General features: G+C 68.6%; 24 protein-coding genes. 10 read left to right on the top strand and 14 right to left on the bottom strand.

Annotated features, from left to right (window positions below; genetic code table 11):
• Positions 1-13: 13 nt before the first annotated feature.
• The gene (locus tag ACGFIF_RS09965; RefSeq protein WP_393153427.1) at positions 14-919 is read right to left on the bottom strand and encodes a neutral zinc metallopeptidase; all 906 of its coding nucleotides are present in this window, start codon (positions 917-919) and stop codon (positions 14-16) included.
• A gap of 378 nt (positions 920-1297) precedes the next feature.
• Here ACGFIF_RS09965 and ACGFIF_RS09960 point away from each other — a divergent pair, with 378 nt between their 5' ends.
• Positions 1298-2896, top strand: coding sequence for an ABC-F family ATP-binding cassette domain-containing protein (locus ACGFIF_RS09960; RefSeq protein WP_393153425.1), 1599 nt, complete (start codon positions 1298-1300; stop codon positions 2894-2896).
• Between the two features lie 23 nt (positions 2897-2919).
• Entirely contained in the window at positions 2920-3690 is a 771-nt protein-coding gene (locus ACGFIF_RS09955; protein ID WP_393153423.1) for an enoyl-CoA hydratase/isomerase family protein, read from the top strand.
• Positions 3691-3880: 190 nt separating this feature from the next.
• On the opposite strand, the gene ACGFIF_RS09950 is transcribed toward ACGFIF_RS09955, so the two are convergent.
• From ACGFIF_RS09950 to ACGFIF_RS09940, 3 genes are all read right to left on the bottom strand, one after another.
• Positions 3881-4330, bottom strand: coding sequence for an SRPBCC domain-containing protein (locus tag ACGFIF_RS09950; RefSeq protein ID WP_393153421.1), 450 nt, complete (start codon positions 4328-4330; stop codon positions 3881-3883).
• 89 nt (positions 4331-4419) lie between these two features.
• The gene (locus tag ACGFIF_RS09945; protein ID WP_393153419.1) at positions 4420-4758 is read right to left on the bottom strand and encodes an ArsR/SmtB family transcription factor; all 339 of its coding nucleotides are present in this window, start codon (positions 4756-4758) and stop codon (positions 4420-4422) included.
• Entirely contained in the window at positions 4755-5201 is a 447-nt protein-coding gene (locus ACGFIF_RS09940) for an SRPBCC domain-containing protein (RefSeq protein ID WP_393153417.1), read from the bottom strand. Before ACGFIF_RS09940 ends, ACGFIF_RS09945 begins: the two co-directional genes overlap by 4 nt.
• 155 nt (positions 5202-5356) lie before the next feature.
• On the opposite strand from ACGFIF_RS09940, the gene ACGFIF_RS09935 reads away from it, so the two are divergent.
• Both ACGFIF_RS09935 and ACGFIF_RS09930 read left to right on the top strand, forming a co-directional pair.
• A complete protein-coding gene (locus ACGFIF_RS09935) occupies positions 5357-7255 on the top strand; it encodes an ABC transporter ATP-binding protein (RefSeq protein WP_393153415.1) in 1899 nt (632 codons plus the stop codon).
• 36 nt (positions 7256-7291) lie between these two features.
• Positions 7292-7468 carry a hypothetical protein gene (locus ACGFIF_RS09930; protein ID WP_393153413.1) on the top strand — a complete coding sequence of 59 codons (177 nt, stop codon included), beginning with the start codon at positions 7292-7294 and terminating at the stop codon, positions 7466-7468.
• On the opposite strand, the gene ACGFIF_RS09925 is transcribed toward ACGFIF_RS09930, so the two are convergent.
• The 3 genes from ACGFIF_RS09925 to ACGFIF_RS09915 form a co-directional block, all read right to left on the bottom strand.
• Entirely contained in the window at positions 7465-7974 is a 510-nt protein-coding gene (locus ACGFIF_RS09925; RefSeq protein ID WP_393153411.1) for a hypothetical protein, read from the bottom strand. The two genes, ACGFIF_RS09930 and ACGFIF_RS09925, sit on opposite strands and share 4 nt — an antisense overlap.
• Before the next feature lie 148 nt (positions 7975-8122).
• Positions 8123-8887, bottom strand: a complete 765-nt coding sequence (gene uppS, locus ACGFIF_RS09920) for a polyprenyl diphosphate synthase (RefSeq protein ID WP_393153409.1) — start codon at positions 8885-8887, stop codon at positions 8123-8125.
• Positions 8887-9963: an ATP-dependent DNA ligase gene (locus ACGFIF_RS09915; protein WP_393153407.1), complete on the bottom strand. Its 1077-nt coding sequence runs from the start codon at positions 9961-9963 to the stop codon at positions 8887-8889. Before ACGFIF_RS09915 ends, uppS begins: the two co-directional genes overlap by 1 nt.
• Before the next feature lie 99 nt (positions 9964-10062).
• Between ACGFIF_RS09915 and ACGFIF_RS09910 the strand changes: the two genes are divergently transcribed.
• The 4 genes from ACGFIF_RS09910 to ACGFIF_RS09895 are packed head-to-tail and all read left to right on the top strand — an operon-like array spanning position 10063 to position 11705.
• On the top strand, positions 10063-10599 hold the full coding sequence (locus tag ACGFIF_RS09910; RefSeq protein WP_393153405.1) for an FHA domain-containing protein: 537 nt from the start codon (positions 10063-10065) through the stop codon (positions 10597-10599).
• Positions 10600-10637: 38 nt separating this feature from the next.
• Positions 10638-10955: a hypothetical protein gene (locus tag ACGFIF_RS09905; protein WP_393153403.1), complete on the top strand. Its 318-nt coding sequence runs from the start codon at positions 10638-10640 to the stop codon at positions 10953-10955.
• The gene (locus ACGFIF_RS09900) at positions 10948-11376 is read left to right on the top strand and encodes a MerR family transcriptional regulator (protein WP_393153401.1); all 429 of its coding nucleotides are present in this window, start codon (positions 10948-10950) and stop codon (positions 11374-11376) included. The genes ACGFIF_RS09905 and ACGFIF_RS09900 overlap by 8 nt, the downstream gene beginning before the upstream one ends.
• Positions 11373-11705 (top strand): YnfA family protein, encoded by a 333-nt coding sequence (locus tag ACGFIF_RS09895; protein WP_393153399.1) that lies wholly within the window; start codon positions 11373-11375, stop codon positions 11703-11705. Before ACGFIF_RS09900 ends, ACGFIF_RS09895 begins: the two co-directional genes overlap by 4 nt.
• On the opposite strand, the gene ACGFIF_RS09890 is transcribed toward ACGFIF_RS09895, so the two are convergent.
• Positions 11702-12682: a LysR family transcriptional regulator gene (locus tag ACGFIF_RS09890; RefSeq protein ID WP_393153397.1), complete on the bottom strand. Its 981-nt coding sequence runs from the start codon at positions 12680-12682 to the stop codon at positions 11702-11704. The genes ACGFIF_RS09895 and ACGFIF_RS09890 overlap by 4 nt on opposite strands.
• 198 nt (positions 12683-12880) lie before the next feature.
• Between ACGFIF_RS09890 and ACGFIF_RS09885 the strand changes: the two genes are divergently transcribed.
• On the top strand, positions 12881-16204 hold the full coding sequence (locus tag ACGFIF_RS09885) for a M20/M25/M40 family metallo-hydrolase (protein ID WP_393153395.1): 3324 nt from the start codon (positions 12881-12883) through the stop codon (positions 16202-16204).
• Between the two features lie 54 nt (positions 16205-16258).
• Here ACGFIF_RS09885 and ACGFIF_RS09880 read toward each other — a convergent pair whose 3' ends face one another.
• Positions 16259-17017, bottom strand: a complete 759-nt coding sequence (locus tag ACGFIF_RS09880; protein WP_393153393.1) for a phytanoyl-CoA dioxygenase family protein — start codon at positions 17015-17017, stop codon at positions 16259-16261.
• Positions 17018-17145: 128 nt separating this feature from the next.
• Between ACGFIF_RS09880 and ACGFIF_RS09875 the strand changes: the two genes are divergently transcribed.
• Positions 17146-17940, top strand: coding sequence for an AraC family transcriptional regulator (locus ACGFIF_RS09875; RefSeq protein WP_393153391.1), 795 nt, complete (start codon positions 17146-17148; stop codon positions 17938-17940).
• Here ACGFIF_RS09875 and ACGFIF_RS09870 read toward each other — a convergent pair.
• From ACGFIF_RS09870 to ACGFIF_RS09850, 5 genes are all read right to left on the bottom strand, one after another.
• On the bottom strand, positions 17884-19779 hold the full coding sequence (locus tag ACGFIF_RS09870; RefSeq protein ID WP_393153389.1) for an ABC transporter ATP-binding protein: 1896 nt from the start codon (positions 19777-19779) through the stop codon (positions 17884-17886). The genes ACGFIF_RS09875 and ACGFIF_RS09870 overlap by 57 nt on opposite strands.
• 1 nt (position 19780) lies before the next feature.
• A complete protein-coding gene (locus ACGFIF_RS09865) occupies positions 19781-20695 on the bottom strand; it encodes an ABC transporter permease (protein WP_393153387.1) in 915 nt (304 codons plus the stop codon).
• 118 nt (positions 20696-20813) lie between these two features.
• Entirely contained in the window at positions 20814-21809 is a 996-nt protein-coding gene (locus ACGFIF_RS09860; protein WP_393153385.1) for an ABC transporter permease, read from the bottom strand.
• Positions 21810-21812: 3 nt separating this feature from the next.
• Positions 21813-23369 (bottom strand): ABC transporter substrate-binding protein, encoded by a 1557-nt coding sequence (locus ACGFIF_RS09855; RefSeq protein WP_393153383.1) that lies wholly within the window; start codon positions 23367-23369, stop codon positions 21813-21815.
• A 197-nt stretch (positions 23370-23566) separates the two neighbouring features.
• Positions 23567-24562: a LacI family DNA-binding transcriptional regulator gene (locus tag ACGFIF_RS09850; RefSeq protein ID WP_393153381.1), complete on the bottom strand. Its 996-nt coding sequence runs from the start codon at positions 24560-24562 to the stop codon at positions 23567-23569.
• Positions 24563-24610: the final 48 nt, after the last annotated feature.

Raw genomic sequence — 24610 nt, 5'->3', positions numbered from 1 at the left:
TGCGTTCTGAACGTCAGAGCGAGCTGGCCGCCCAGGTGTCGCAGGCGGTCATGTCGCCGGAGTCCATGCCGGTCTTGAACCACTTCATGCGTTGTTCGGCGGTGCCGTGGCTGAAGCTTTCCGGGTTGACCTGGCCCTGGGTCTTCTCCTGGATGCGGTCGTCGCCGACCGACGCGGCGGCGTCGAGGCCGCGGGCGATGTCGTCCTCGGTGAGGCCGCTGATGAAGGTGTCGCCGTCCTTGTCCGGGACGGTGGTGGCGTGGTTGGTCCAGATGCCGGCCAGGCAGTCGGCTTGGAGCTCGGAGCGGACCGCGTCCGAGGTGGGGCCGTTGCGGGTCTTGATCCGGCCGAGGATGCCGTAGAGGTTCTGGATGTGGTGGCCGTACTCGTGTGCCACGACGTACGCCTCGGCGAAGTTGCCGCCCTTGGCGCCCAGCTCGGTCTGCAGCGTCTGGAAGAACCCGAGGTCCAGGTACACGCGCTTGTCGCCCGGGCAGTAGAACGGCCCGACCGCGCTGGTCGCCGGTCCGCAGGCGGTGCTGACGGAGCCGTCGAACACCCGCATGGGTGCCCGGGTGTACTTCTTGCCCCGGCGCGGCAGCTCGGCCGCCCAGAAGCCCTCGATCGAGTTCTGGTAGAAGACGAACCGGCAGTCCGGGTTGTTCTGCAGGTCCGTGCCTTTCTTGCACGAATCCAGGTTGCCGGCCGCGGTGTTGCGCACCGTCGGCTCCTCGCTGCTCCCGCTACCGCCCGGCAGACCGCCGTTCAGCAGCAGGATCACCACGAGCAGGATGATGCCGCCGATCCCGCCACCGATCGGGATCGTCCCGCCGGGCAGCAATCCGCCGCCGCCACCGCCACTACCGCGGGTGTCCTCGACCCCACTGGTGTCGAGATCCGCATCCGGATTGAATTTCACCTGAGTTGTCGCAGGAGAGTTCTGCCCTTCAGAGCGAGAAGGTCCCGCGACTCCCTCCCTTCGGGGATCTGGGACTGTCGGTCCCGGCTGACTGAGTGGGCGACATGTCCCGCTTCCGTCTGTACCCAACCCTCACGCAGCGACAAGGGACCGTCAGTGCACGCCGAGCGACGCCGGTACGGGTCTCGCCGAAGCGTGAACCTCGACACGCTGCCTCCGCGGAGCAGTTGGAATCCCCATCCTTCGCGGAGGGGAGGACGTCAGTGCACTTACACTAGACCTCGGTGCGGGGATTCCTGCCGTGTCGTGACGCAGTGCTGCCGACCCGCCACAGACCGACCCCGACCGCCCCTCGAGCCTTAGGACGCCTGCCCCGCGATGATCACTGTCTCCAACCTCGAGGTCCGTGTGGGCGCCCGTCAGTTGCTGGCACCTGCCTCGTTCCGGGTCGGGCCGGGCGACAAGGTGGGTCTGGTCGGCCGGAACGGCGCCGGCAAGACCACGCTGACCAAGATCCTGGCCGGCGAGGGGCTGCCGGCGAGCGGCTCGGTGAACTCCTCCGGTGAGATCGGCTATCTGCCGCAGGACCCGCGCACGGGTGATCTCGAAGTACTGGCGCGGGATCGGATCCTGTCCGCCCGCGGCCTGGACGAGGTTGTCCGGCGGATGCGCAGTGCGGAGAAGTCGATGGCCAGCGCGGACGAGAAGACCCGCGCGAAAGGCATGCGGCGGTACGAGCGGGCCGAGGCGGATCTGCATGCCGCCGGGGGTTACGCGGCCGAGGCGGAGGCGGCCCGGATCGCGGCGAACCTCGGACTGCCGGATCGGGTGCTGGGGCAACCACTGAACACGCTGTCCGGTGGTCAGCGCCGCCGGGTCGAGCTGGCCCGGATCCTGTTCTCGCAGGCGGAGACGCTGCTGCTGGACGAGCCGACCAACCACTTGGACGCCGACTCGATCGTCTGGCTGCGCGACTTCCTCAAGTCGTACGGCGGTGGCGTGATCATGATCAGCCACGACGTGAACCTGCTCGAGGAGACCGTCACCCGGGTCTTCCACCTGGACGCGAACCGGGCCGAGATCGACGTCTACAACGTCGGCTGGAAGGCGTATCTGACCCAGCGGGAGACCGACGAACGGCGCCGCAAGCGGGAGCGGGCGAACGCGGAGAAGAAGGCCGGCCAGCTGGTCGACCAGGCGAACAAGATGCGCGCCAAGGCGACCAAGGCGGCCGCGGCCCAGCAGATGCTGCGGCGGGCCGAGCGGCTGATGTCCGAGCTCGAGGGCGAGCGGAGGACTGACCGCGTCGCGAAGATCGCGTTCCCGACGCCGGCACCGTGTGGCAAGACGCCGTTGATGGCTCGCGAGCTGTCCAAGTCGTACGGCTCGCTGGAGATCTTCACCGACGTCGACCTGGCCATCGACCGGGGCTCGCGGGTCGTCGTACTGGGACTGAACGGTGCCGGGAAGACCACGCTGCTGCGGGTGCTGTCCGGGATCGAGACGTCCGACACCGGCGAGGTGATCGACGGGCACGGGCTCAAGCTCGGGTACTACGCGCAGGAGCACGAGACCCTCGACGTGAACCGGACCGTGCTGGAGAACATGAAGACCGCGGCGCCGGATCTCAACGAGACGCAGGCGCGCAGCGTGCTCGGTTCGTTCCTGTTCACCGGGGACGACGCGGACAAGCCGGCCCGGGTGCTGTCCGGTGGCGAGAAGACGCGACTCGCGCTGGCGACGCTGGTCGTGTCGGCGGCCAACGTGCTGCTGCTGGACGAGCCGACCAACAACCTGGACCCGGCCTCGCGGGCCGAGGTGCTGAACGCGATCCGCTCGTACACCGGTGCGATCGTGCTGGTCACCCACGACGAGGGCGCGGTCGAGGCGCTCGAACCGGAGCGGGTTCTGCTCTTGCCTGACGGTGTCGAGGACCTCTGGTCGAACGACTACGCCGACCTGGTGTCGCTAGCTTAGTTACTCCGGAGTATGTTCCTGCCATGACGGAACTGGGACTGCGGTTGACGGTGGACGGGCCGGTGGCGCGGGTCGTGCTGGACCGGCCGGAGGTGCGCAACGCACAGACTCCGGCGATGTGGCGGGCCCTGGCGGACTTCGGTACGACGGTGCCACCCGAGGTCCGCGTGGTCGTCGTGTCGGGCGAGGGGCCGTCGTTCTCGGCCGGACTCGACCGGCGGCTCATCATGGGTGAGAACGCCGACGGCGAGGAGCCGCTGCTCACGCTCGGCGCCAAGCCGACGGCGGAGGTCCACGAGCTGATCGCCGCGTTCCAGGCCGGCTTCTCCTGGCTGCGGCGCCCGGAGATCGTCAGCATCGCCGCGGTGCAAGGGCACGCGGTGGGTGCCGGATTCCAGTTGGCGTTGGCCTGTGACCTGCGGGTGGTGACGCCGGACGCCCGCTTCAGCATGCGCGAGCCCGCGCTCGGTCTGGTCCCCGATCTGGGCGGGACCCAGCCGCTCGTCCAACTGGTCGGCTACTCCCGCGCACTCGAGATCTGCGCGACGTCACGCTGGGTCGAGGCGGCCGAGGCTAAGGAGCTTGGTCTGGCGAACATCGTCGTACCGCCGGAAGAGCTGGCCGGCACGGTGAAGGACCTGTCCGACGCACTGCTGACGCCGCTCGCCGGGGCGGTCCGCGAGACGAAGGCGCTGCTGCTGGGTGCGGCGGATCGAACCTACGAGGAGCAACTGAAGGCGGAGCGCGAGGCCCAGGAGCGCCGTCTGAAGGAGCTCCTGGCAAGCCTCGGCTGACCGTCGGGCCTTCCGGCCCGGTGGGCTAGGGCACGTCTCTCAATTCCCTGCGTGCTGCGCGGCGCTCGGCGGGCACATCGCCGCGTTGGAGGGCGAGGCACGGAGAACCCCACTCCGAGCCTCGCCCTCCGCCTTGCGCTGCACTCCGCCGAGCACCTGCTCGCTACTGCAGGGAATTGAGAGACGCACCCTAGGGCCAGTTGCTGATCTCCACGTCGTTCGGCGACGGGTCGCCCTTGCCGGTTTCGACGTACTTCTTCAGGCTCAGCAGGAAGCTGGCCCACTTGGTGCTGCAGTGGTGCATGAACTCGACCGGTTCCTTCCAGCCCTCGTGCTTGAACAAGACGATCGCCCAGTCGTCGACCTGGGAGAGCTCGAAAGCGACGTGGGTGCCGATCCACTCGCCTGGTCCGTCGACGACCTCCCACCGGACGAGCTCGTCCGGCTTCGACTCCAGGACCAACATGTCGAACCCTTCACCGCCCGCGCCGGCGAAGCGGAACTGGATCACGCCGTCGACCTCTGGGTCGCCGTGTGTGTCTTCGGTCCACCAGCCGGCCAGTCCGTCGATGGTGGTCAAGGCCGCGTAGACGTCCTTGGGTGATGCCGTGACGCCGATCCTGTGCAGGATGTCGACCATTTCGGTACCTCTTTCTCGTTCCAGCGCCCGCATGCGGGCAGGGGTGATCGCGTCGCCACGGTCGTGGCGACGGTGATGTCGTGATGGGGTCAGCTCGGCCGGCGCTCCTGGATCGCTTCGGCCATCCGCTTGATGCGCTCGAGCCGGCCGTCCCAGGCGTCCCGGACCGTCGACAGTTGGGCGACCGCCCGGGCGAGTTGGGCCTCGTCAACCGTGTAGAGGCGTTCCCGTCCGGACGGAGTGACCTGGACCAGACCGACCCGGTCGAGTACGCCGAGGTGCTTTGCGACTGCCTGCCGGGTGACCGGCAACTGGTCGCTCAGGCTGGTCGCCGTACCTCCGTTGCCGGCCAGCAGCAGGTCCAGCATCCGCCGCCGGGTTGGATCTCCCACCGCCGACCAGAGTTCGTCGTCGATGGAGACGTTCATGGTGTCGACACCAGCCGGTCGACGTACGGCGCCAGGCGGGGGAGGAAGTAGTCCCAGCCGGTGATGTGGTCGCGGAACACCTCGTCGGACGCGCCCGACTCGTCGAATCCGGTCTCGGAGAACCGCAACACCGTGCCCGCACCCTTCGGCAGCAGGTCGAACGTCACCAGCAACGCGTTGGCCGGCGTCGCGACCTCGTCCAACGGGTACGTCCACAGGAAGGAGAACCGTCGCGGCGGATCCGCCTCCACCACGGTCAGCGGCACGACCTTCCCGTCCGGCCGGTTGGTGAACGCGAGGGTGCCGGCGGCACCGGGTGCCGCGTCGAACTCGGCCTCGTCCGGCCACCACTCGCGCAGATGCTCCGGTGTGCTGACGACCTCGTAGACCACCTCTGGCGCGGCGTCGATGTGGATCTCCCGATCGATGCTTCGCTGTCCCATCCCACGTCTCCTGTCATCCGCAACCTTTGGTTGCATATGACAGTACGGCGTTCCGCGCCGATATGCAACCATGGGTTGCGCGACACCGCGGGCGGGAAGTTCGGGACGAGCGAACGTGTTGTCAACGTTGAACGAGAAGAGCAGGGAGGGACCGGATGTCAGGCATGAGGCCCATGGGCGGCGGTATGGGCATGGGTGCCTACGGCTGGCGCCGGCAGGACGCGTCCGTCGCCGGGCAGAAGCTGGCGAAGGGGACGTTGCGGCGCATCGTCCGGTTCGCCAGGCCGTTCCGGTGGCACATCACCTGGTTCCTGCTGCTGGTGATCGTCTCGGCCTTCCTGGTGATCGCCTCGCCGCTGCTGTTCAAGAAGATCGTCGACGACGGCATCATCAAGGGCAACGGCGGTCTGGTCACCGCGCTGGCCCTGGTGGTCGCCCTGCTCGCGGTGGTCGAGGCCGCCCTCGGCCTGATGCAGCGCTGGTTCTCGGCCCGGATCGGGGAAGGGCTGATCTTCGACCTGCGGACCAAGGTGTTCGGGCACGTCCAGCAGATGCCGGTCGCGTTCTTCACCCGGACCCAGACCGGCGCCCTGGTGTCCCGGCTCAACAACGATGTGATCGGTGCGCAGCAGGCGTTCACCTCGACGCTGTCCGGCGTGGTGTCGAACATCATCAGCCTGATCCTCGTGGTCGGCGCGATGCTGGTGCTGAGCTGGCAGCTGACCGTGGTGGCGATTCTGATGCTGCCGATCTTCCTCATCCCGGCCCGCGTCCTGGGCCGTCGGCTGGCCGCGCTGACGCGGGAGCAGATGCAGCTCAACGCCGACATGTCCACCGCGATGACCGAGCGGTTCAGCGTCGGGGGAGCGTTGCTGGTGACGCTGTTCGGCAAGCCCGAGCTGGAGAACGAGGGCTTCGGCGAGCGGGCCGGCCGGGTCCGCGACCTCGGCATCCGGATCGCGATGCTCGGCCGGGTGTTCTTCACCGCACTGACTCTGGTCGCCGCACTGGCGACGGCCCTCGTGTACGGCGTGGGCGGCAACCTGGCCGTCCAGGAGGCGCTGACCGTCGGGACGCTGCTCGCCTTGGTCGCGCTGCTCGGCCGGCTCTACGGTCCACTGACCGCGCTGTCGAATGTTCGGGTCGATGTGATGACCGCGCTGGTGTCGTTCGAGCGGGTCTTCGAAGTGCTCGACCTGGAACCGATGATCAAGGACGCGCCCGAGGCCCGCCCGCTGCCGGAGGATGCCGCGAGTGTCGAGTTCGACCACGTCGCGTTCTCCTACCCGACCGCCGAGCAGGTCTCGCTGGCGAGCCTGGAGTCCGTGGCGGTGCTGGACAAGCGGGTGTCCGCACAGGTTCTCGAGGACATCAGTTTCGTCGTCCGCCCTGGTCAGATGGTCGCCCTGGTCGGGCCGTCCGGCGCGGGCAAGACCACCATCACCAACCTGGTCGCCAGGCTGTACGACGTCGCCGGTGGCGCGGTCCGGATCGGCGGGAGCGACGTCCGCGACGTGACGCTGCGGTCGTTGCATGACGCGATCGGGTACGTGACCCAGGACGCGCACATGTTCCACGAGTCCATCCGGGCGAACCTCGCCTATGCGAAGCCGGAGGCGACCGACGACGAGATGATCGAGGCGCTCAAGTCCGCACAGATCTGGGAGCTGGTGTCGTCCCTGCCCGACGGTCTCGACACGGTCGTCGGCGATCGCGGTCACCGCTTGTCCGGCGGCGAACGCCAGCGGCTCGCGATCGCCCGGTTGCTGCTGAAGGCACCGCGCATCGTCGTGCTGGACGAAGCCACCGCGCATCTCGACTCGGAGTCGGAGGTCGCCGTACAGCGGGCCCTGGACACCGCGCTGGAGGGGCGTACGTCGCTGGTGATCGCGCACCGGCTGTCCACGGTGCGCAACGCCGACCTGATCCTGGTCGTTGACCACGGCAACATCGTCGAACGCGGCACGCACGAGCAACTGCTGGCCCAGGGCGGCGAGTACGCCGACCTCTACCGCACCCAGTTCACCGAGACCGGTACTGCCGCAGGTGTCTAGGGGTACCGTGATGCTGACGCATCAGGGGAGGGAACCATGATCAAGCTGGCCTTGGTCCTCGCCGCCGGCTTCGCAGGCTACAAACTCGCCTACCACTCCGAGGACGGCCGCCACTACGGCAAGGTGGGCGACAACACCCTGCGAACCAGCCTGTCGCTGCTGATCGCCACCCTGGTCGCGGGTGTCACTTACGCGGCCCTCCTGCCGCACTAGCGCTCCGACGCGGAGGCCTTCTGGGGGTCGTGCTCCAGCAGGTGCAGGACCGGTACGCCGAGGTGGCGGCGGGCGGAGTTGGTCCAGTCGAGGTGGAAGAACTCGGCCACCACGTGCGGCCGGGTCAGGATGATGACCTCCTGGCCGTCGACCTTGTCGACAGTGGCGATCAGGGCGTCGATCGGGCGGTCGTGGGAGATCCCGCCGTCCGCGTTCTGGCCCAGGTCGCGCAGCCGTTGCACGCTGCGCCCGGTGCAGCCCTTCGCCTCGGTGTCGATCGCCTTCTGCGCCTCGGCGAGGTCCTGGCGCTGGGTGGCCAGCCCCGGTCCGTAGAGGTCGGCGGTACCGAGCGCGCTGATGGAGGCCTCCACCCCGGCCTCGGCGTTGTGACATGGCACGAGCACGTGGTACTTGACCGGCTCGGGCATGTCCTGGTGCAGTTGGACGACGCGTTTCGCGTCGGGCTCGGACAGTTCCTGTTCAACGAGCAGTACGACGTCGTACATCTCGCAACCTCCGGTTCGTACCAGTCGGTATATCCCAATGATGCCCCCACCGGCCCCGGTTGGCGCCCTCCTGAGAACGCGGTTCGGTGAACTCTTTGCGTCAATAGTTGACGTATCCACACAAGGTGAGAATCAAACGATCTGTTGGTTACTGACTGCGGTCGAGCCGGCGACGACCGTAGGTGCGCAGCGCCCGGAGCAGGTCGATCTCGCGGAACGCCGGCCAGTAGAGATCACAGAACGCGATCTCCGAGCGCGTCGTCTGCCAGAGCAGGAAGTCCGACATCCGCAGCTCACCACTCGTCCTGATGACCAGCTCCGGATCGGGCAGATCCGGCACGTACAGGTGCCGCCGGATGTCGTCCTCGCTCAGCCCCGCCGCGACGTCCGTCAGCGACTGACCCGACGTCGCCGCCTCGTCCAGCATGCCGCGAACGGCGTCCAGGACCTCACCGCGGCCGCTGTACCCGATCGCGATCGTCAGATCGCCCGCGTCCGCTCGATCCCGGGTCGCCTCGACCGCGTCCTTCAGCGCGTTGGCGGTTGAGGAGGGCAACAGATCCAGCTGCCCCGCGACATGCAGCCGCCATCGGTGATCCCGACGTACCTGGTCCGCCAGCACCGTCTCGGTGAGCTGCATCAGGTAGTCGACCTCGGCCGAGTCACGCCGCCGCATGTTGTCCGCCGACGCCACCCACGCGGTGACACATCGGATCCCGACCTCACCGCACCAGCCGAGGAACTGATCCAGGTGCTCGGCCCCGAACCGATGCCCCACCCGTACGTCGTCGTACCCGGCCTGCCGGGCCCACCGCCGGTTGCCGTCCATCACGATCGCGACGTGCTGCGGCATCGGCAGTCCGGCCAACTGCTGTCGCAGTACCCGGGTGTAGAGCCGGTAGAGCGGCCTCATCAGCTCGTGGCGCTGGTGAGTACGTCGGCCAGGTCGAACTTCACCGGCTCCTCGAGTTGCTCGTAGGTGCACGACTCCGGCGTGCGGTCCGGACGCCAGCGGACGAACTGCGCGGTGTGCCGGAACCGGATGCCCTCCATGTGGTCGTAGCGGACCTCCACCACCAACTCCGGCCGCAGCGGCGTGAACGACAGGTCCTTGCCTGCCTGCCACCGGCTGCCTTCCGCGTTGCGCGGCGTACGCACGCCTTCCTCCTGCTTCGCCCACGCCCACGGGTGCTCGTCGAAGGTGGTGACGAGCGGCTGCATCTCCTGGAAGAGCTCCTTGCGCCGTTCGAGCGGGAACGCACCGATCACGCCGACGCTGGCCAGCGTGCCGTCCTCGTTGTAGAGGCCGAGCAGCAGTGAGCCGATCCGGTCCGGCCCGCTCTTGTGCACGCGGTACCCGGCGACCACACAGTCCGCGGTGCGCTCCGGCTTCACCTTGAACATGACCCGCTTGTCCGGCTGGTAGATGCCGTCGAGCGGTTTCGCGATCAGCCCGTCGAGGCCGGCGCCCTCGAACTGCTCGAACCACTGCCCGGCGGTCGCGTGATCGGTCGTCGCCGGGGTGACGTGAATCGGCGCCTGCACGTCGGCGAGGGCTTCGAGGAGGGCGGTACGGCGCTCGCTGAACGGGCGCTCGGTGTAGTCCTCGTCACCGAGGGCCAGCAGGTCGAAGGCGACGAACCGGGCCGGTGTCTTCTCCGACAGCATGTTCACCCGGCTCGCGGCGGGGTGGATCCGCTGCTGCAGCACCTCGAAGTCGAGCCGGTCGCCGGACTCGCCGATCACGATGATCTCGCCGTCGATCGCGCAGCGCTCCGGCAGGTTCGCCCTCACCGCCTCGACCAGCTCCGGGAAGTACCGGGTCATCGGCTTCTCGTTCCGGCTGCCGATCTCCACCTCGTCCCCGTCCCGGAAGATGATGGAGCGGAACCCGTCCCACTTCGGTTCGTAGCTCAGCTCGCCGCGCGGGATCTCCTTGACGGGCTTGGCCAGCATGGGCTTCACCGGCGGCATGATCGGCAGTCGCATCCCGTCATTCTCACCCACCGACCGGCCGGCTACCAGGACGGCACTCCGCCACCCGGAGCCCAGTGGACAGTGGCCCGGCGCGGCGCCGACAATGCGGAGATGACATCGGTGCCGGTGCAGGGGGCGCGTCCGTCGGACGCGGAGCGCGACCGGGCGCTGGCGATCCTGCGCGACGGCGCCGGCTCGGGGCGGTTGTCACACGACACTTTCATCCGGCGGATGACGTTTGTCCTGCGCGCGCAGAGCCGCAGCGAGCTCGCCGCCGCGACCCGCGATCTGCCCCGGCCCGAACCCCGGGTGGTCGGGTGGTTCCGTGAGCTCCTGGCCCGGGTTCCGCGGATCGCCGTCGTACCGCCACCGGTGCAGCTGCCCGGTCTGGCGCTCCCGCCGGAGGGCTCACCGACGGTCCGGATCGGCCGCGGCCCGGGCGCGACGCTGCGGATGGCGGACATCTCCGTGTCCCGGTTTCACGCCGAGCTGCGGCATGTCGGCGACGGCTGGATGCTGCGCGACCTGGGCTCGATGAACGGCACCTACCTGAACGGGCTGCGCATCACCACCCCGGTCCGCGTCCGCGCCGGCGACCACGTCGCCTTCGGCGCCGTCGCCTACCTCCTCACCTGGGCGGACCAGTAGTTGCATCCTGTACCTAGGTACGGGTTTACCGTCGAAGCATGATGACGAACTGGGCCCCGGCGGCCTGCACCCTGCCGACCGCGGAGCGGCCGTTCCGCGTGGCGGAGTTCGACGCGCTGTTCGCGACGCACGTCACGAGCGTCACCCGCGTCGACCCGACCACACTCGACCTGACCCTCGCAGCCGAGGCAGAGGCAACCACTCTCGACCTGACAGCTCGCGAAACCGAGTGCTGCTCCTTCTTCCGCTTCGAGCTCACACCAACCGAAGACGATCAGCTGCGTCTACGCATCGGCGTCCCGCCTGCGCACACCGCAGTACTGGATGCGCTCAGCGCCCGAGTGGACCATGACTGACGGACTCCGCTCCGGTCAGGTCGCAGCCGCCGCGGGCGTCAACCTCCAGACCCTCCGGTACTACGAGCGCCGCGGGCTGCTCGAGGAGCCGCACCGGAGCCTCGGCGGACACCGGCTGTATCCGGCCGAGGCGGTCACCACCCTGCGCGTGATCAAGGCAGCTCAGCGCCTCGGGTTCACCCTGACCGAGGTGTCGGAGCTGCTGGACGCGGCCAGGCATCGGCACCGTCTCGGCGAGGGAGCCGGACTGCAGGCGCGCTCGCGGGAGAAGCTGGCCGACGTGGAAGCCAAGATCGCCGACCTGACCGTGATCGCCGAGAGTCTGCGCGCCGGGATCGCCGCCGGGTGCGACGACCTCGAGACCTGCGCCGGGAACCCGGACTGCCCGCTGCCCTTCACCGACCTGGCCGCGCGTTCGTGACGGTCCTGCGTTCGGTGCTGCTGTTCGTCCTGGCGGCCCTCGCGGAGATCGGCGGCGCCTGGCTGGTGTGGCAGGGATGGCGGGAGCATCGGGGGATCTGGTGGATCGCGGGCGGCGTGATCGCGCTCGGGGCGTACGGCTTCGTCGCGACGTTCCAGCCCGATCCGAACTTCGGCCGGATCCTGGCCGCGTACGGCGGTGTCTTCGTGGCCGGATCACTCGCGTGGGGCATGCTCGTCGACAAGTTCCGTCCGGACCGTTGGGACATCCTTGGTGCCGCCATCTGCCTGGTCGGCGTTGCCGTGATCATGTACGCGCCGAGGGATTAGCCAGGCTCGAGCACTGTCGGGTGCGCCTCCGGGTGCGCGTCCCACCACGGCCGGACCGACGCGTTGTCGACGAGGGTCTGCCGATACACATCCACGAAGGCCTGATGGATGACGTCGACCATCTCATGCCCGACGTTGTCGACCCGCCACCGCAGCGCCCGCCGCCAGACCAGCGGTTGCCCGGCGAGCGGTTTCACCACGGTCCGCGGGATCTCCCGGACCGTCGGCAGACAGAGACTGACACCGCGGCCTTCGCCGATCAGCTGCTCGATCTCGGTCGTGTCCAGGTTGGCGTACCGGAAGTTCGGCGTGAACCCGCCGATGATCTCGCACACCTCGCGGACATACGCCAGATCGCCGTCCGCCTTCCCGGCCGGCGGGCAGATCCACACGTCCTCGGCCAGATCCGCGAGCTTCACCTCGTCCGCATCGACCAGCCGGTGACCGGCCGGGAGCGCGATCGCGAACGGTTCCGGCGAGACCATCGTCTGCTCCCGCACCCCCGGCGGACACGGCGGCGCATGCGCGTCGTCACACCGCCCGAGCATCGCCACGTCGACGATGTCGGCGGCCAGCATCTCGGTGATCACGGCAGTTGACGTATCGACCTGGGTGGTGAGCTCGCGACCCCGCAGTACCTCCTCCAAGCGGGACAGCCACGCGCCGAACATCACCGAACGGACAGACCCGAGCCGCAGCGGACCGGCACCGCTCGTGTAGCGCCGGGTCGAGCCGACGAGGTCGTCCATGTCCGCGAGCATCGCGCGGGCCCGGCCGAGCACGTGTCGGCCGAGGGGAGTGGCCGCGACGCCGTACGGGCCGCGCTCGAACAGCGGTCCGCCGATTGCTTCCTCGATCCGCTGGAGCTGCGCCGTCAATGACGGCTGGGAGACGCCGAGGGCGGCCGCGGCCTTCGAGACGCTGCCGTTGTCCGCGACCCGGCAGACCACCCGCAGATGGCGTAGTTCGAGCTGCATAGCGCGGAGGCTATGCCCTGCTGGGATGTCACAGCCATCACATGGAGGTGTCAATCTCGTCGGACAGAGGACACCGGACGTTCATCCGCCTGCCTGTGAACCCGGCCTCCTCGCCCCCGCCATCCACTGCCCGGACTGCAGCCCTCTCAGTCGATGGCGGGGGCCCCGCCCCACCGCCCTAGTGAGGAAGTGTCCCCAGTGAAAAGCACAGCCCTGCGTGCGGTCGCGATCGGTTGCGTGCTGAGTCTCGCCGCCGCCGCGACGGCCGTGGTCGCGACCAGACCGCGATCCGCCGTTGCCCAGTCCACCGTCAGCCACGCCGATCCACCGCCGGCCACGCCGCGGGCGGCCGCGATCCGAACCGCCGACCGTCTGGTCGAGGGCCGCGTGGCCGAACTCAAGGCAAGTGCCGGAGACCAGTTCATCCGCCAGCAGGAGATCAGTACGCCGTGGGGCCTGCAGTACGTGGCGTATCAGCGCACGTACAACGACCTGCCGGTGATCGGCGGCGACTTCGTCGTCACCACCGATGCCGAAGGCAACGCCAAGAGCCTGACCGTGGCTCAGCAGCAGCCGATCGCGGTGGACCGCACTCCGACCGTCTCGAAGGCGGCCGCGAAGAAGGCCGCGCTGCGCGCGATCGACCAGGGCAAGCCGTCGCCCGGTGACCCCACCCTGGTCGTCTACGCCGGCGGTGCCAAGCCGGTGCTGGCCTGGGAGGCCCGGGTCGAGGGCCGTGACCACGGTGAACTCAGCCGGCAGAAGGTGTACGTCGACGCCCGCACCGGCAAGGTCGTGCACAGCATCGAGGAGGCCGCCTCCGGCACCGGGACGGGCATCTGGAACGGCGCCAACCTGACGTTCGGCACCACGCAGTCCGGCGCGACGTACACGATGAGCGACCCGGCGCGTCCCGCGTTGCGCTGTGCCGACTACTCGACCGGCCAGACGTTCTCCGGGCCGGACGACACCTGGGGGAGTACGTCGAAGACCGACAAGGAAGCCGGCTGCACCGACGTCATGTACGTCGCGGCCGGCCAGTGGGACATGCTGAAGGACTGGTACGGGCGCAACGGTCTCGACGGTCAGGGCCGCTGGGCCGACGCCATCGTCGGGCTCAACGACGTGAACGCCTACTGGGGTTCGCAGTACAACTCCGACGGCGTCATCTTCGGCTACAACAACGCGCGCAACTGGATCACCCCCTCGGACGTGGTCGCGCACGAGTACGGTCACGGCCTGGACGCCAAGACGCCGGGCGGTATCTCCGGCCACCCGTCGCAGGAGGCGGTCGCGGACATCTGGGGTGCGCTGACCGAGTACTACCTGAACAACCCGAACGACGCGCCGGACTACGAGGTCGGCGAGGAGATCAACCTGACCGGCAGCGGCCCGATCCGGTACATGTACCAGCCGTCGAAGGTCTCCGGTCACCCCGACTGCAACTCCAGCAGCCTGCCGAGCTCGGTGCACGCCGCGGCCGGGCCGATGAACCACTGGTTCTACCTGCTTGCCGAGGGCACCAACCCGGGCAACGGCAAGCCGGCCAGCCCGACCTGCAACAACACCACGCTGACCGGTATCGGGATCAAGGACGCCGGCAAGCTCTTCTACAACGCGATGCTGAGCAAGACAACGAACATGTCCTACGGCAAGTGGCGGAGCACGACGCTGACCGCCGCGAAGAACCTGGACGGCAGCTGCGCGTTGCACGCCAAGGTCAAGGCAGCCTGGGACGCAGTGTCCGTCGGTGCGCAGTCCGGCGAGACGACCTGTACGGCGACCAGCAACGACTTCACCATGTCCGTCTCCCCGGCGAGCGGCTCGGTGAAGCCCGGCGAGAGCGCGTCCGCCACCGTGAACACCGTTATCGGCAGCGGCTCGGCCCAGACCGTCCGCTTCAGCGTCACCGGGTTGCCGTCAGGTACGACCGCGACATTCGAGCCGACCTCGGTCCAGTCCGGCAACCCCACCACTCTCACGATCAGTACGTCGACCAGCACGCCAGAGGGCTCGTACGACGTACGCGTCACCGGTGACGGCACCGACATCGACCGCACGGCGTCGTACCGGCTCACCGTCGGCGGGGCCGCCCCGCCCGCCGGCGTGCCGGACATCGACGTCGAGAAGGTGAAGGCACACCTGACGGCCCTGCAGACGGCCGCCGTCAACAACGGGGGACACCGTAGGGCCGGGAGCGCGGGCTACACGGCGTCGGTGAGCTACATCGAGCAGAAGTTGCGCGATGCCGGCTACACCGTGGTCAAGCAGCGTTGCACGAACTGCGTGTACCCGTCGGACAACCTGATCGCCGACTACCCGGGCGGTGACACCAACCAGGTGATCATGCTCGGCGCGCACCTGGACGGTGTCGCGGCCGGACCGGGCAGCAACGACAACGCGTCCGGCTCGGCGGCGATCCTCGAGGTGGCGCTGGCGCTCGCGCAGCAGAAGCCCGAGCTGGTCAAGCACGTCCGCTTCGGCTGGTGGACCGACGAGGAGCAGGGGCTGAACGGGTCCGAGTTCTACGTCGGTCAGCTGTCCTCGACCGGCCGCTCGAAGATCAAGGCGTATCTGAACTTCGACATGGTGTCGTCGACCAACGCCGGGTACTTCGTCAACAACATCACCACCGAGACCGGCAAGGTGCTGAAGGCGTTCTACGACGGCCTGAACCTGCAGCCGGAGGAGAACACCGAGGGCGCCGGCCGCTCCGACGACGCCTCGTTCAAGAACGCCGGCATCCCGACCAGCGGCGTCGCCGCCGGTGCGAGTGCCCGCAAGACCACGGCGCAGGCCCAGAAGTGGGGCGGTACGGCGGGATCGGCGTACGACCCCTGCTACCACGCGGCCTGTGACAAGTACCCGTCGAACGTGGCGGCGACCGTGCTCGACCGCAGTGCCGACGCGGCGGCGTACGGGTTGTGGCAGCTGGCAGTCGGCGATCCGCCGGCCGGGAGCGACTTCAGCCTGGCTGTCGACCCGGCTTCCGGCTCCGTCGCGGCCGGCTCCTCGGTCCAGGCCACCATTCGTACGACCACCCGAGGCGACGCGCAGTCGGTCCAACTGTCCGCGACCGGCCTGCCGACCGGTGCGACCGCGACCTTCTCGCCGTCGACGGTGGACTCCGGGTCCACGTCGACGCTGACCATCGCCACGTCCGCGTCGACACCGGCCGGGACCTACCAGGTGAGCGTTAAGGGCACCGGCGCGGTCAGCCACGAGGCGTCGTACAGCCTGACTGTCACCGGCTCGTCCACCGGGACGGTCACGGTCCAGAACCCGGGCAGCCAGTACGGATTCGTCGGCTGGCAGGGCTTCCCGGTCCAGGTGCGGGCGACCTCCAGCACCGGACAGCCGATCACCTTCCGGGCCACCGGACTACCGCCCGGGCTGGCGATCAGCACGGCGGGCGTCATCTCGGGAACCCCGAGCAGCCGCGGCAACTACCAGGTGACGGTGACGGCGACTGACAGCGGCGGCGCCTCAGGAAGCACCACCTTCGCCTACACCATCTGGTAGGCGCCCCGGCCGGGCCCCGGATCGACCCACCAGGCGATCCGGGGCCCACTTCTGTCAGCGATCGGCGACGATCCGGCCGCCGTCGAGGAAGGGGTCGAACGAGCCGTGCGCGGTCGTCCCGTCCTTGGAAGGGATGACCTCCTTGGAGTACTGCGCGATGTACACGCGCCGGTTCCGGTCGGTCAGGTTGGGTCCGCTGCGGTGGATGACGATGCTGGAGAAGACCACGATCGAGCCCGCCGGCGCGGTCATCGGGATGCCGGGATCGGAGCCGAAGTAGCAGACCATGTCGTTGAGCTCGGGGTCCCGGATGTGCTTGATGTACGACTTGATGCCGGACCGCGAGTACGGCAGCAGGTAGACCGAGCCGTTCGCCTCGGTGACGTCGTCGAGGGCGATCCAGCAGGTGAGGTAGGGCTCGTGGTCCTCGTGGACGTAGCCGGAGTCCTGGTGCCAGGCGAACGCCGTGTTCGGGTCGCCGGCCTTGATCACGTACTGCTCCCAGAACAGGTAGGCGTCGTCGCCCAGTGTCGCCCGGCAGATGTCGGCCATCGTGTCACTGAACAGGAACTGCCGTAGTTCGGGCCGGTCCTGGTAGATCATGCTGCTGAAGTACCGCTTGCCCCGGTGGTTGATGCCGAGCGTGTCGGTGCCGGCCGCGTCCATGGCGGCGTCGACCTTGTCGATCGAGTACTGCGCTCCGCCGCGCAGCAGCTCGAGCTGCTCGTCGGTGAGCACACGCTCGAGTACGAAATAGCCCTCGTCGCGGAACTGTGCCAGGTGCTCGCGCGTGACCAGGTTGGTCGTTGTCATCGTGCAGTCCTCCGGTCGATCGGCTGGTCCCTTCCCCCGAAACGCTAGGGCGGCGGCGACGGACAAAGAATGTCTCCGTGCGGCCCGGACATGAACGTTCTGGCGCCCGACTGGGTACTGTCGCGGGCATGGGTGAGCGGACGATCGTGGCGATCGCCGACGGGCCGGTGACCAGGCTCGGTCAGCTGGTGCTCGCGGGCGAAGTGATCGACGACGAGCCGATCATGTCGTCGACGCTGCGGGTGATGGACGCGTACGTGCTGTCGGTGCTGATCGATGGCGAGGGCAACTATCGCGACGCGGACGGACGTGACGAGCGGATCACCCCGGGCGCGCACACGATCGTGCCGCCCGGGTTCCCGCACACGTACGGCACCGATCCGGGGGAGCCGTGGACGGAGCTGTTCGTCGTCTTCACGGGACCGCTGTTCGACTCGCTCGCCCACCTGGCCGGCGCCGGTCCGCGCTACCCGGTGCCGCTGCCGTCGATCGAGGCATTGCGCGCCGTACTGCGCTCGCCGCCGCGGACGCGCCGGGTCGCGGAGCATCAGTTGCTGGCGCTGGCCGACTGGCTGATCGACACCGACGACACCGTGGACAGTCCCGACCTGAGCATGGAGATCGTGGACGCGATGGGCCGGCTGGCCGACGACCTCACCGCGAGCACGGACCTGACTGCCGTGGCGGCCGAGTCGGGGCTGAGCTACGACACGTTCCGGCGCCGGTTCGCGGCACAGGTCGGCCAGACGCCGGCCGCGTTCCGGAGCGTGCACCGGCTGCAGACGGCGGCCACGCTGCTGCGGCTGACAGACCTGACCCATCGGGAGATCGCGCGGACGCTCGGGTTCGCCGACGAGTTCCACTTGTCACGCCGGTTCCGCGCCCACTTCGGCGTTTCTCCGCGCGACTACCGGCGCTCCTGAGCCCCCGCCAGGGCGGGGGATGGCCGCCAGCAGCTTGCGGGTGTAGGGGTCCTTGGCCTCGCCGATCACGTCGAGCGTCGGGCCCCGCTCCACCATCACGCCCTGGTTCAGCACCATCACCTCTGCGGCGAGCAGCCGAGCGCTGAGCAGGTCGTGGGTGATGTACAGCATGGCGATACCGCGGTCGCGGACCAGACTGTCGAGCAGCGCGATGATCTCGGCGCGGATGGACACATCCAGCATCGAGATCGGCTCGTCGGCGATAAGCACCTCGGGCTCGGGTGCCAGTGCCCGCGCGATGACCACACGCTGACGTTGTCCGCCGGACAGCTGGTGTGGCAGCTTGTCCAGATACTGCTCGGGTGGGCTCATCCCGACCGTCTCGAGCAGTTCGGCAGCCCGCGCCCGGGCCTGGGCGCGGTCCAGACCAAGGTGGTTGCGCAGCGGCCGGCTCAGTGCGTACGCCACGGTCCGGGTCGGGTTGAGAGCGGAGAACGGGTCCTGGAGGACGAGTTGGACGTGCCGCCGATACTTCCGCAGCGCCCGGCGTCGCAGGTGGTCGACCGGCGCGTCCTTGAACCGGATCGATCCCGAGGTCGGATGCTCCACGCCGGTCAGGATGCGAGCGATGGTGGTCTTGCCGGAACCGCTCTGGCCGACCAGCGCGGTGACCTGGCCCGGCCGCAGCGCGAACGACACGTCGTCCACCGCCTTGGTCACCGTCGTGGTCAGTCCGCGCCGGGTCTTGTAGATCTTGCTGAGGCCGTCCACCACGAGCACCGGCTCCACATCGATCCCCGCCGATGAACCGGCGGCGAACACCTGATCGCGGTGGCGCAGCGCCGCCGCCTTCTCCAGTACGGCGCGAGCGTCGCCGGCCTGCTCGACGAGCAGGCACCGGACCTGGCCGCGATGCGCGGGCAGCAGCTCAGGATGCACGGTCCGGCACGCGTCCACCGCCACCGGGCAGCGCGGCTCGAACAGACAGCCGGAGTGCGACTGCGACAGGTCCGGCGGCCGGCCCGGGATGAACTCGACCTGGACGACCTCATCGCGCGGGTCGGCGTACGAACCGAGCAGGCCGGCACTGTACGGATGCAGGTGGCGTGCCACCATCTCCGCGGCCGGCTGGTCCTCGACGATCTCCCCGGCGTACATCACCATCACCCGGTCGGCCAGCTCCATCACCGTGCCGAGGTCGTGGCTGATGAACAGCACGGCGAACCCGAGCCGGGCCTGCAACTCGCGCAGCCGGTCGAGGATGTCGCGTTGCACCACGACGTCCAGCCCGGTGGTCGGTTCGTCGAGCAGGACGAACCGCGGCTCGAGTGCCAGCGCCAGCGCCAGCGCGACCCGCTGCTTCATGCCGCCGGACAGCTCGTGCGGGAACCGGCGCAGCACCGAGCCGTCGAGCGACACCATCTCGAGCAGCTCCACGGCGCGGGCGTCGAGGTCCAGGTCGTTGCCCAGGGCATCGGGATGGGCCTCGAAGGTGTCGGCGAACTGGCGCCGGACGGTGATCACCGGGTTGAGCGAGTTCATACTCGACTGGAACACGGTGGACAGGTCGACCCAGCGCAGCGACCGCAGCTCGTCCTCGGTCGTCGTGGTCACGTCCCGACCGTCGAACCGGATCGTCCCGCCGGTGATCGCGGCCGGCTTGTCCAGCAGCCGCAGTACGGCGGTGCCGAGCGTCGACTTGCCGCAGCCGGACTCGCCGAGCAGGCCGACGAACTCGCCCTCGTCGACGTCGAAGCTGACCCGGTCCACCGCCCGGACGGCGGCGGAGTCGCGCGGGCTGTACGTGACGCTCAGGTCGCGGACCTCCAGCAGCGCCATCTCAGTCCTCCCTCAGGTGCGGGTTGCTCAGTGCGTCGATGCCGAAGTTGATCAGCGTGAACGAGGTGATCAGCAGTGCCAGCACGAGCCCGGGCGCCACCAGCCAGGCCCACTGACCGGTGGTCAGCGCGCCACCGAGACTGGCCTGGTTGAGCATGGTGCCCCAACTGGTCGTCTGCGGGTCGCCCAGGCCGAGGAAGGCCAGGCCCGACTCCGCGCCGATCGCGCCGAGTGCGGAGCCCATGAAGCCGACGACGATCAGCGAGATCATGTTCGGCACGATCTCGAAGGCGATGATCCGGGCCGTGCTGTCACCGGCGAACTTCGCCGCCGTGATGTAGTCCCTGGTCCGCAACGTGATGATCTGCGCGCGTTTGATCCGGGCGCCGAACGCCCATCCGGTCACGGTGATCACGATGATGATCAGTCCGAGGCCTTTCACGGGCGCGTACCCGGCCAGCACGATCATCAGCGGCAGCACCGGGATCACCAGGCCGAGGTTGATGAAGAACGACAGCACCTCGTCGACCACGCCCTGCAGATATCCCGCCGTGAGGCCGACGGCCACCGCGATCACCGTGGTGAGCAGGCCGGCCACCAGCCCGACCACGAGTGACGTGCGAGCGCCGTACACGAGCTGGGAGAAGACGTCCTCACCACGTGCGGTGGTGCCCATCCAGTGCGCGGCTGACGGCCCCGCGGACGCCGCGAATTCGTCGACCCGCGGTCCGTACGGCGCGATCACCGGAGCGAAAGCGGCGACCAGGATGAACGCCGCCAGCATCAGCATGCCGATCCGGCACTTGTTGTTGCGCCACAGGATGATGAACCACCCGGGGAGCTTGCTGGACCTGCCGGCGGCCAGCGCGGTGACCCGCACACCCTCGGTGTCGAGATTCGCCGATGTGGTGGTCATGGGGCCTCCCGGCCTGGACTGAGGAGTGGAGGGAGCGAAGCGACTGGAGTGACGAGGGAAGGCCGGGAGCCAAGGCCCCATGACCCCGCCGGTGCCGGAGGCCCGGCCAAAAGCGCCGTCATGGGGCCTCCGCTCGTCGTACTCGCGGATCCAGGAATCCGTAGGTCACGTCGGCGAGGAAGTTCGCGATCAGGACGCCGATCGTGGTGAACAGGAACAAGGCCTGCATCAGCGGGTAGTCCTTGTTCGACACCGCCTCCAGGAGCAGCCGGCCGAGGCCGGGGTAGTTGAAGATGGTCTCGACCAGGACGGTGCCGCCGAGCAGCCCGCCGAGCGCGATCGCGAAGCCGGTGACGTTCGGCAGGATCGCGATCCGCGCGCCATACGTCAGCGCGATCCGGCGCCGTGGCAGGCCCCTCGCCCGGGCCAGCCGGGCGTAGTCCTCGCCGAGGGTCTGGACCATGTTGTTGCGCATGCCGATGATCCAGCCGATCGGTCCGGTGATGAGCAGCGCCACGGCCGGCAGCACGCTGTGCTGGAACGCGTCGGAGAAGAACAGCCACGACCAGCCCGGACTGCTGCCACCGCCGTACCCGCCACCCTCGGGGAACCAGTTCAAGGTGATGGCGAACACGAAGATCAGCAGCAGCGCGATCCAGAAGAACGGCAGCGTTCCGACGAACGTCGACCCGAGCGTGATGACCGAGTCGACCCGCGAGTTCCGCCGGTACGCCGCCCAGGCACCCAGCAGCGTCCCGGCCACGAAGGACACCAGCTGGGTCACGCCGACGAGCACCAACGTCCACGGCAGCGCGCTGCCGATCATGTCGGTCACCGTGTACGGGTAGTACGAGTACGAGATCCCGAACTCCCCGCGGCAGATCGCGCCGAGGTAATCCCAGTACTGCGACAGCAGATTCCCGTCCTGCGTGCCGAGCATCTTCCGGATGGCCTCCAGTTGCACCGGGTTGACCGCCTGGGTGTTGCCCTGCAGCCGCGTCAGCAGGGCCTCGGCGGGATCACCCGGCTGCATCCGCGGGATCAGGAAGTTCAGCGTCACCGCCGCCCACAAGGTGGCCAGGAAGAAGCCGGCCCGCCGGACGAAGTACAGCACCGGTCAGCTCCCGGCCGGCACGAGATGCGTCAGTACGACGAGCCCGTTGCCGCCGTCGGCGTACGGATCCTTCTCGTTCGGCCAGCCCTGGGCCTTGGTGGTGTCGTACTGGAACCACTTGGCGCCGTACCAGATCGGGATCATCGGCACCTGGTTCATCATGATGTCGGTGAGCCCGGCGACGGCCTCCTTCTGGGACTTCTCGTCCGGCGACACCTGCAGCTTGCCGAGCAGCTCGTCGGTCTTCGGGTCCTGCCAGCGGATCTCGTTGCTGGCCGCCTTCTTGCCGATCGGCGCGGTCCGGGCGCTGTTCAGCGGATCGGCGAAGTTGGCGTACATGTTGCACCCGCCGCCGTGGACGCCGAAGATCATGTCGTAGTTGCCGGTGGCCCGGTCCTGGTTGTGCGCGTCCGGGGTCGGCGTCTCCTTCTCGACCTCGATCCCCAGCGCGGTCAGGTTCTTGATCAGGATGTCGGCGGCCGCCACCCAGTCGACGTACGAGCCGGGGACCTTGAAGGTGAACGAGACCGGCTTGCCGTCCTTGCCGAGCCGGCGCCCCTTGCCGTCCTTGGTGTAGCCGGCGTCGGTGAGCGCCTTGTCGGCCGCGGCGGCGTCGTACCCGATCCGGCCCTCGTCGGCGATGCCCTGCGGCAGCCAGTCCTTCTGACCCGGTACGACGAGTCCGCTCTGGCTGGCCTGGGTCACGTACCCGAGCTGGGCCCGGTCGATCACCTGCTTGTCGTCGAACGCAGTGGTCAGCGCCTTGCGGAACGCGACGTCGTCGAACGGAGCCTTGGTCAGGTTCATGTAGACGCTGATAACGCCACCAGGCGCGTACCAGTAGTGGTGGTGCTCGGGGTCGCGGTCGACGTACGCCTTCTTGATGTCCTGCACGAACATGCCGTTGGTGTCGTACTCGCCGCGGCTCATCTTCAGCTGCTCGACCTGCCCGCCGGCATCGGCCTTGTTGAACCGGATCTCGTTGACCTTGATCTTGTCGGCCTGCCAGTAGTCCGGGTTGCGCTCGACGACCAGCTGGCGCGGGTTGAACGCCTTCAGCTTCATCGGGCCGGTGCCCACCGGCGCGGTCGCGTTCACGAACGTGGTCGGGTCGGCCACCTTCGACCAGATGTGGGCCGGCACGATCTTGACGCCGCTCACCTGGGTGAACACCGAGGCGCCGGGCTGCTTGAAGGTGAAGGTGACCTTGTTGTCACCGGTCGCCTTGACCGACGAGAGGAACGTCCACACGCCCTGCGTGTCCAGGACGTCGAACTTCTTCAGCATGCTGAAGGTGAACTCGACGTCGGCCGCGGTGAACGGCTTGCCGTCGTTCCACTTGACTCCGCCGCGGAGCTCGTACACCAGCGTCTTGGGATCGGACCACTGGAACGACGTCGCCAGCCACGGCAATGCCTTGCAGCTGTAGGTCTCGACGTACATCAGGCTCTCGTAGATGTAGTCGGTCGCGCTGAGCTTGGTGGCGTCGAGGTACGGGTTGTAATTCGGCTTCGGCGTGGTGCCGCCACCGAAGTCGCCGTAGTTGAGGAAGTCGATCATCCCGTCACCGGCGGATGACGTCTGGGCCCCTTCGGTGCCGGTGCATCCGGTGAGTAGTAGCGCCACACTCGCTAATGCGGCTGTCAGTATCCTGGGCCGTGGTCGTCTCGTCATCCGGGAGTCCTCCTCAGGGTGTGTCCGGCCGTGGCCGGACGGTTGGCGGTGCCCCCCGTCGATCCCCCCTCAGCTCGGCTGGATCAGGTCGTGCCCCCGCAACCGCAGGAGCCGCGCAGAACCAGCTCGGTGGGTAGAACGATGTCGCCGGCCGGCTGGCCGAGCGGGTCGGCCAGCAGCCGGGCCGTGGTCGCGGCCAGTTCGCGGATCGGCTGCCGGATCGTCGTCAGCGCCGGCCGCACCAAGGCGGCCATCGGCATGTCGTCGAAGCCGGTGATCGCAATGTCCTGTGGCACCCGCAGGCCTCGCCCGAGCGCGCTCAGCAGCAGGCCGAGCGCCGTCTCGTCGTTCGCGCAGACCACGGCGTCGGGCCGGTTGTCGCCGTCGAGCAACTGCTCCGCGGCGATGGCGCCGTCGGACTGCTGCAGTCCGACTCGGACCGGCTCGGCCGGCGGCTTGCGGCGGGCCGACTTGTGCGCGGCGAGGAACGCCTTCCAGCGAGCCGTCACGTCGGGGGAGCCGTCCGGTGTGCCGACGAAGGCCAGCCGGCGATAGCCGTGGTCGACCAGCAGGTGCCGCGTGAGCTTCTTCATCGAGTCGTTGGCGACGCTGACCGAGGCGTGCGCGGGCCCGGCCTCGCTGGCCATCACCACCACGCGGATCTGATCAGCCACCCTGGCGATCGCCTCGGTCGACACCGTCCCGCCGTGGATCGCCATCCCGTCCACCCGGTCGGCCAGGTCGATCACGGTGGCGTCGGTGTCGGCGCGTGAGTGCGAAGCCAGCACCAGCACGCTGTCGCCGGTCTCGAGTGCCTCGGCCTCGAAGCCCTGGATCAGTTCGGAGAAGTACGGCCCGGACAGGCCCGGGAACACCAGCCCGAGGGCGCCGTGCCGGCGCTCGGCCAGCGCGCGGCCGAAGTGGCTGGGCTTGTAGCCGTGCTCCTCGATCACCCGCAGCACGCGGTCGCGGACCTCGGGGGAGACCGGGACGGTGCCGCGCCACACCCGCGACACGGTCGCAGGAGAGACGCCGGCGATCTCGGCGACCCGGCGTACCGTCACACGGCTGTTGCCCATCGGTTCAACTCCCGATATGTTTGAAACCGGTTTCATGAGACCGGTTTC

Origin of the sequence: Kribbella sp. NPDC049174 (assembly GCF_043197365.1) — a bacterium.
Lineage (GTDB): Bacteria > Actinomycetota > Actinomycetes > Propionibacteriales > Kribbellaceae > Kribbella.
Note: the sequence above shows the minus strand (reverse complement) of the source record. Positions and strands in the feature narration are given on the sequence as shown.

Coding starts and splice junctions, on each gene's coding strand:
- ACGFIF_RS09960 (WP_393153425.1), top strand. CDS start 1,298: ATGATCACTGTCTCCAACCTCGAGGTCCGTGTGGGCGCCCGTCAGTTG.
- ACGFIF_RS09955 (WP_393153423.1), top strand. CDS start 2,920: ATGACGGAACTGGGACTGCGGTTGACGGTGGACGGGCCGGTGGCGCGG.
- ACGFIF_RS09950 (WP_393153421.1), bottom strand. CDS start 4,330: ATGGTCGACATCCTGCACAGGATCGGCGTCACGGCATCACCCAAGGAC.
- ACGFIF_RS09945 (WP_393153419.1), bottom strand. CDS start 4,758: ATGAACGTCTCCATCGACGACGAACTCTGGTCGGCGGTGGGAGATCCA.
- ACGFIF_RS09940 (WP_393153417.1), bottom strand. CDS start 5,201: ATGGGACAGCGAAGCATCGATCGGGAGATCCACATCGACGCCGCGCCA.
- ACGFIF_RS09935 (WP_393153415.1), top strand. CDS start 5,357: ATGTCAGGCATGAGGCCCATGGGCGGCGGTATGGGCATGGGTGCCTAC.
- ACGFIF_RS09930 (WP_393153413.1), top strand. CDS start 7,292: ATGATCAAGCTGGCCTTGGTCCTCGCCGCCGGCTTCGCAGGCTACAAA.
- ACGFIF_RS09925 (WP_393153411.1), bottom strand. CDS start 7,974: ATGTACGACGTCGTACTGCTCGTTGAACAGGAACTGTCCGAGCCCGAC.
- uppS (WP_393153409.1), bottom strand. CDS start 8,887: ATGAGGCCGCTCTACCGGCTCTACACCCGGGTACTGCGACAGCAGTTG.
- ACGFIF_RS09915 (WP_393153407.1), bottom strand. CDS start 9,963: ATGCGACTGCCGATCATGCCGCCGGTGAAGCCCATGCTGGCCAAGCCC.
- ACGFIF_RS09910 (WP_393153405.1), top strand. CDS start 10,063: ATGACATCGGTGCCGGTGCAGGGGGCGCGTCCGTCGGACGCGGAGCGC.
- ACGFIF_RS09905 (WP_393153403.1), top strand. CDS start 10,638: ATGATGACGAACTGGGCCCCGGCGGCCTGCACCCTGCCGACCGCGGAG.
- ACGFIF_RS09900 (WP_393153401.1), top strand. CDS start 10,948: ATGACTGACGGACTCCGCTCCGGTCAGGTCGCAGCCGCCGCGGGCGTC.
- ACGFIF_RS09890 (WP_393153397.1), bottom strand. CDS start 12,682: ATGCAGCTCGAACTACGCCATCTGCGGGTGGTCTGCCGGGTCGCGGAC.
- ACGFIF_RS09880 (WP_393153393.1), bottom strand. CDS start 17,017: ATGACAACGACCAACCTGGTCACGCGCGAGCACCTGGCACAGTTCCGC.
- ACGFIF_RS09875 (WP_393153391.1), top strand. CDS start 17,146: ATGGGTGAGCGGACGATCGTGGCGATCGCCGACGGGCCGGTGACCAGG.
- ACGFIF_RS09870 (WP_393153389.1), bottom strand. CDS start 19,779: ATGGCGCTGCTGGAGGTCCGCGACCTGAGCGTCACGTACAGCCCGCGC.
- ACGFIF_RS09865 (WP_393153387.1), bottom strand. CDS start 20,695: ATGACCACCACATCGGCGAATCTCGACACCGAGGGTGTGCGGGTCACC.
- ACGFIF_RS09855 (WP_393153383.1), bottom strand. CDS start 23,369: ATGATCGACTTCCTCAACTACGGCGACTTCGGTGGCGGCACCACGCCG.
- ACGFIF_RS09850 (WP_393153381.1), bottom strand. CDS start 24,562: ATGGGCAACAGCCGTGTGACGGTACGCCGGGTCGCCGAGATCGCCGGC.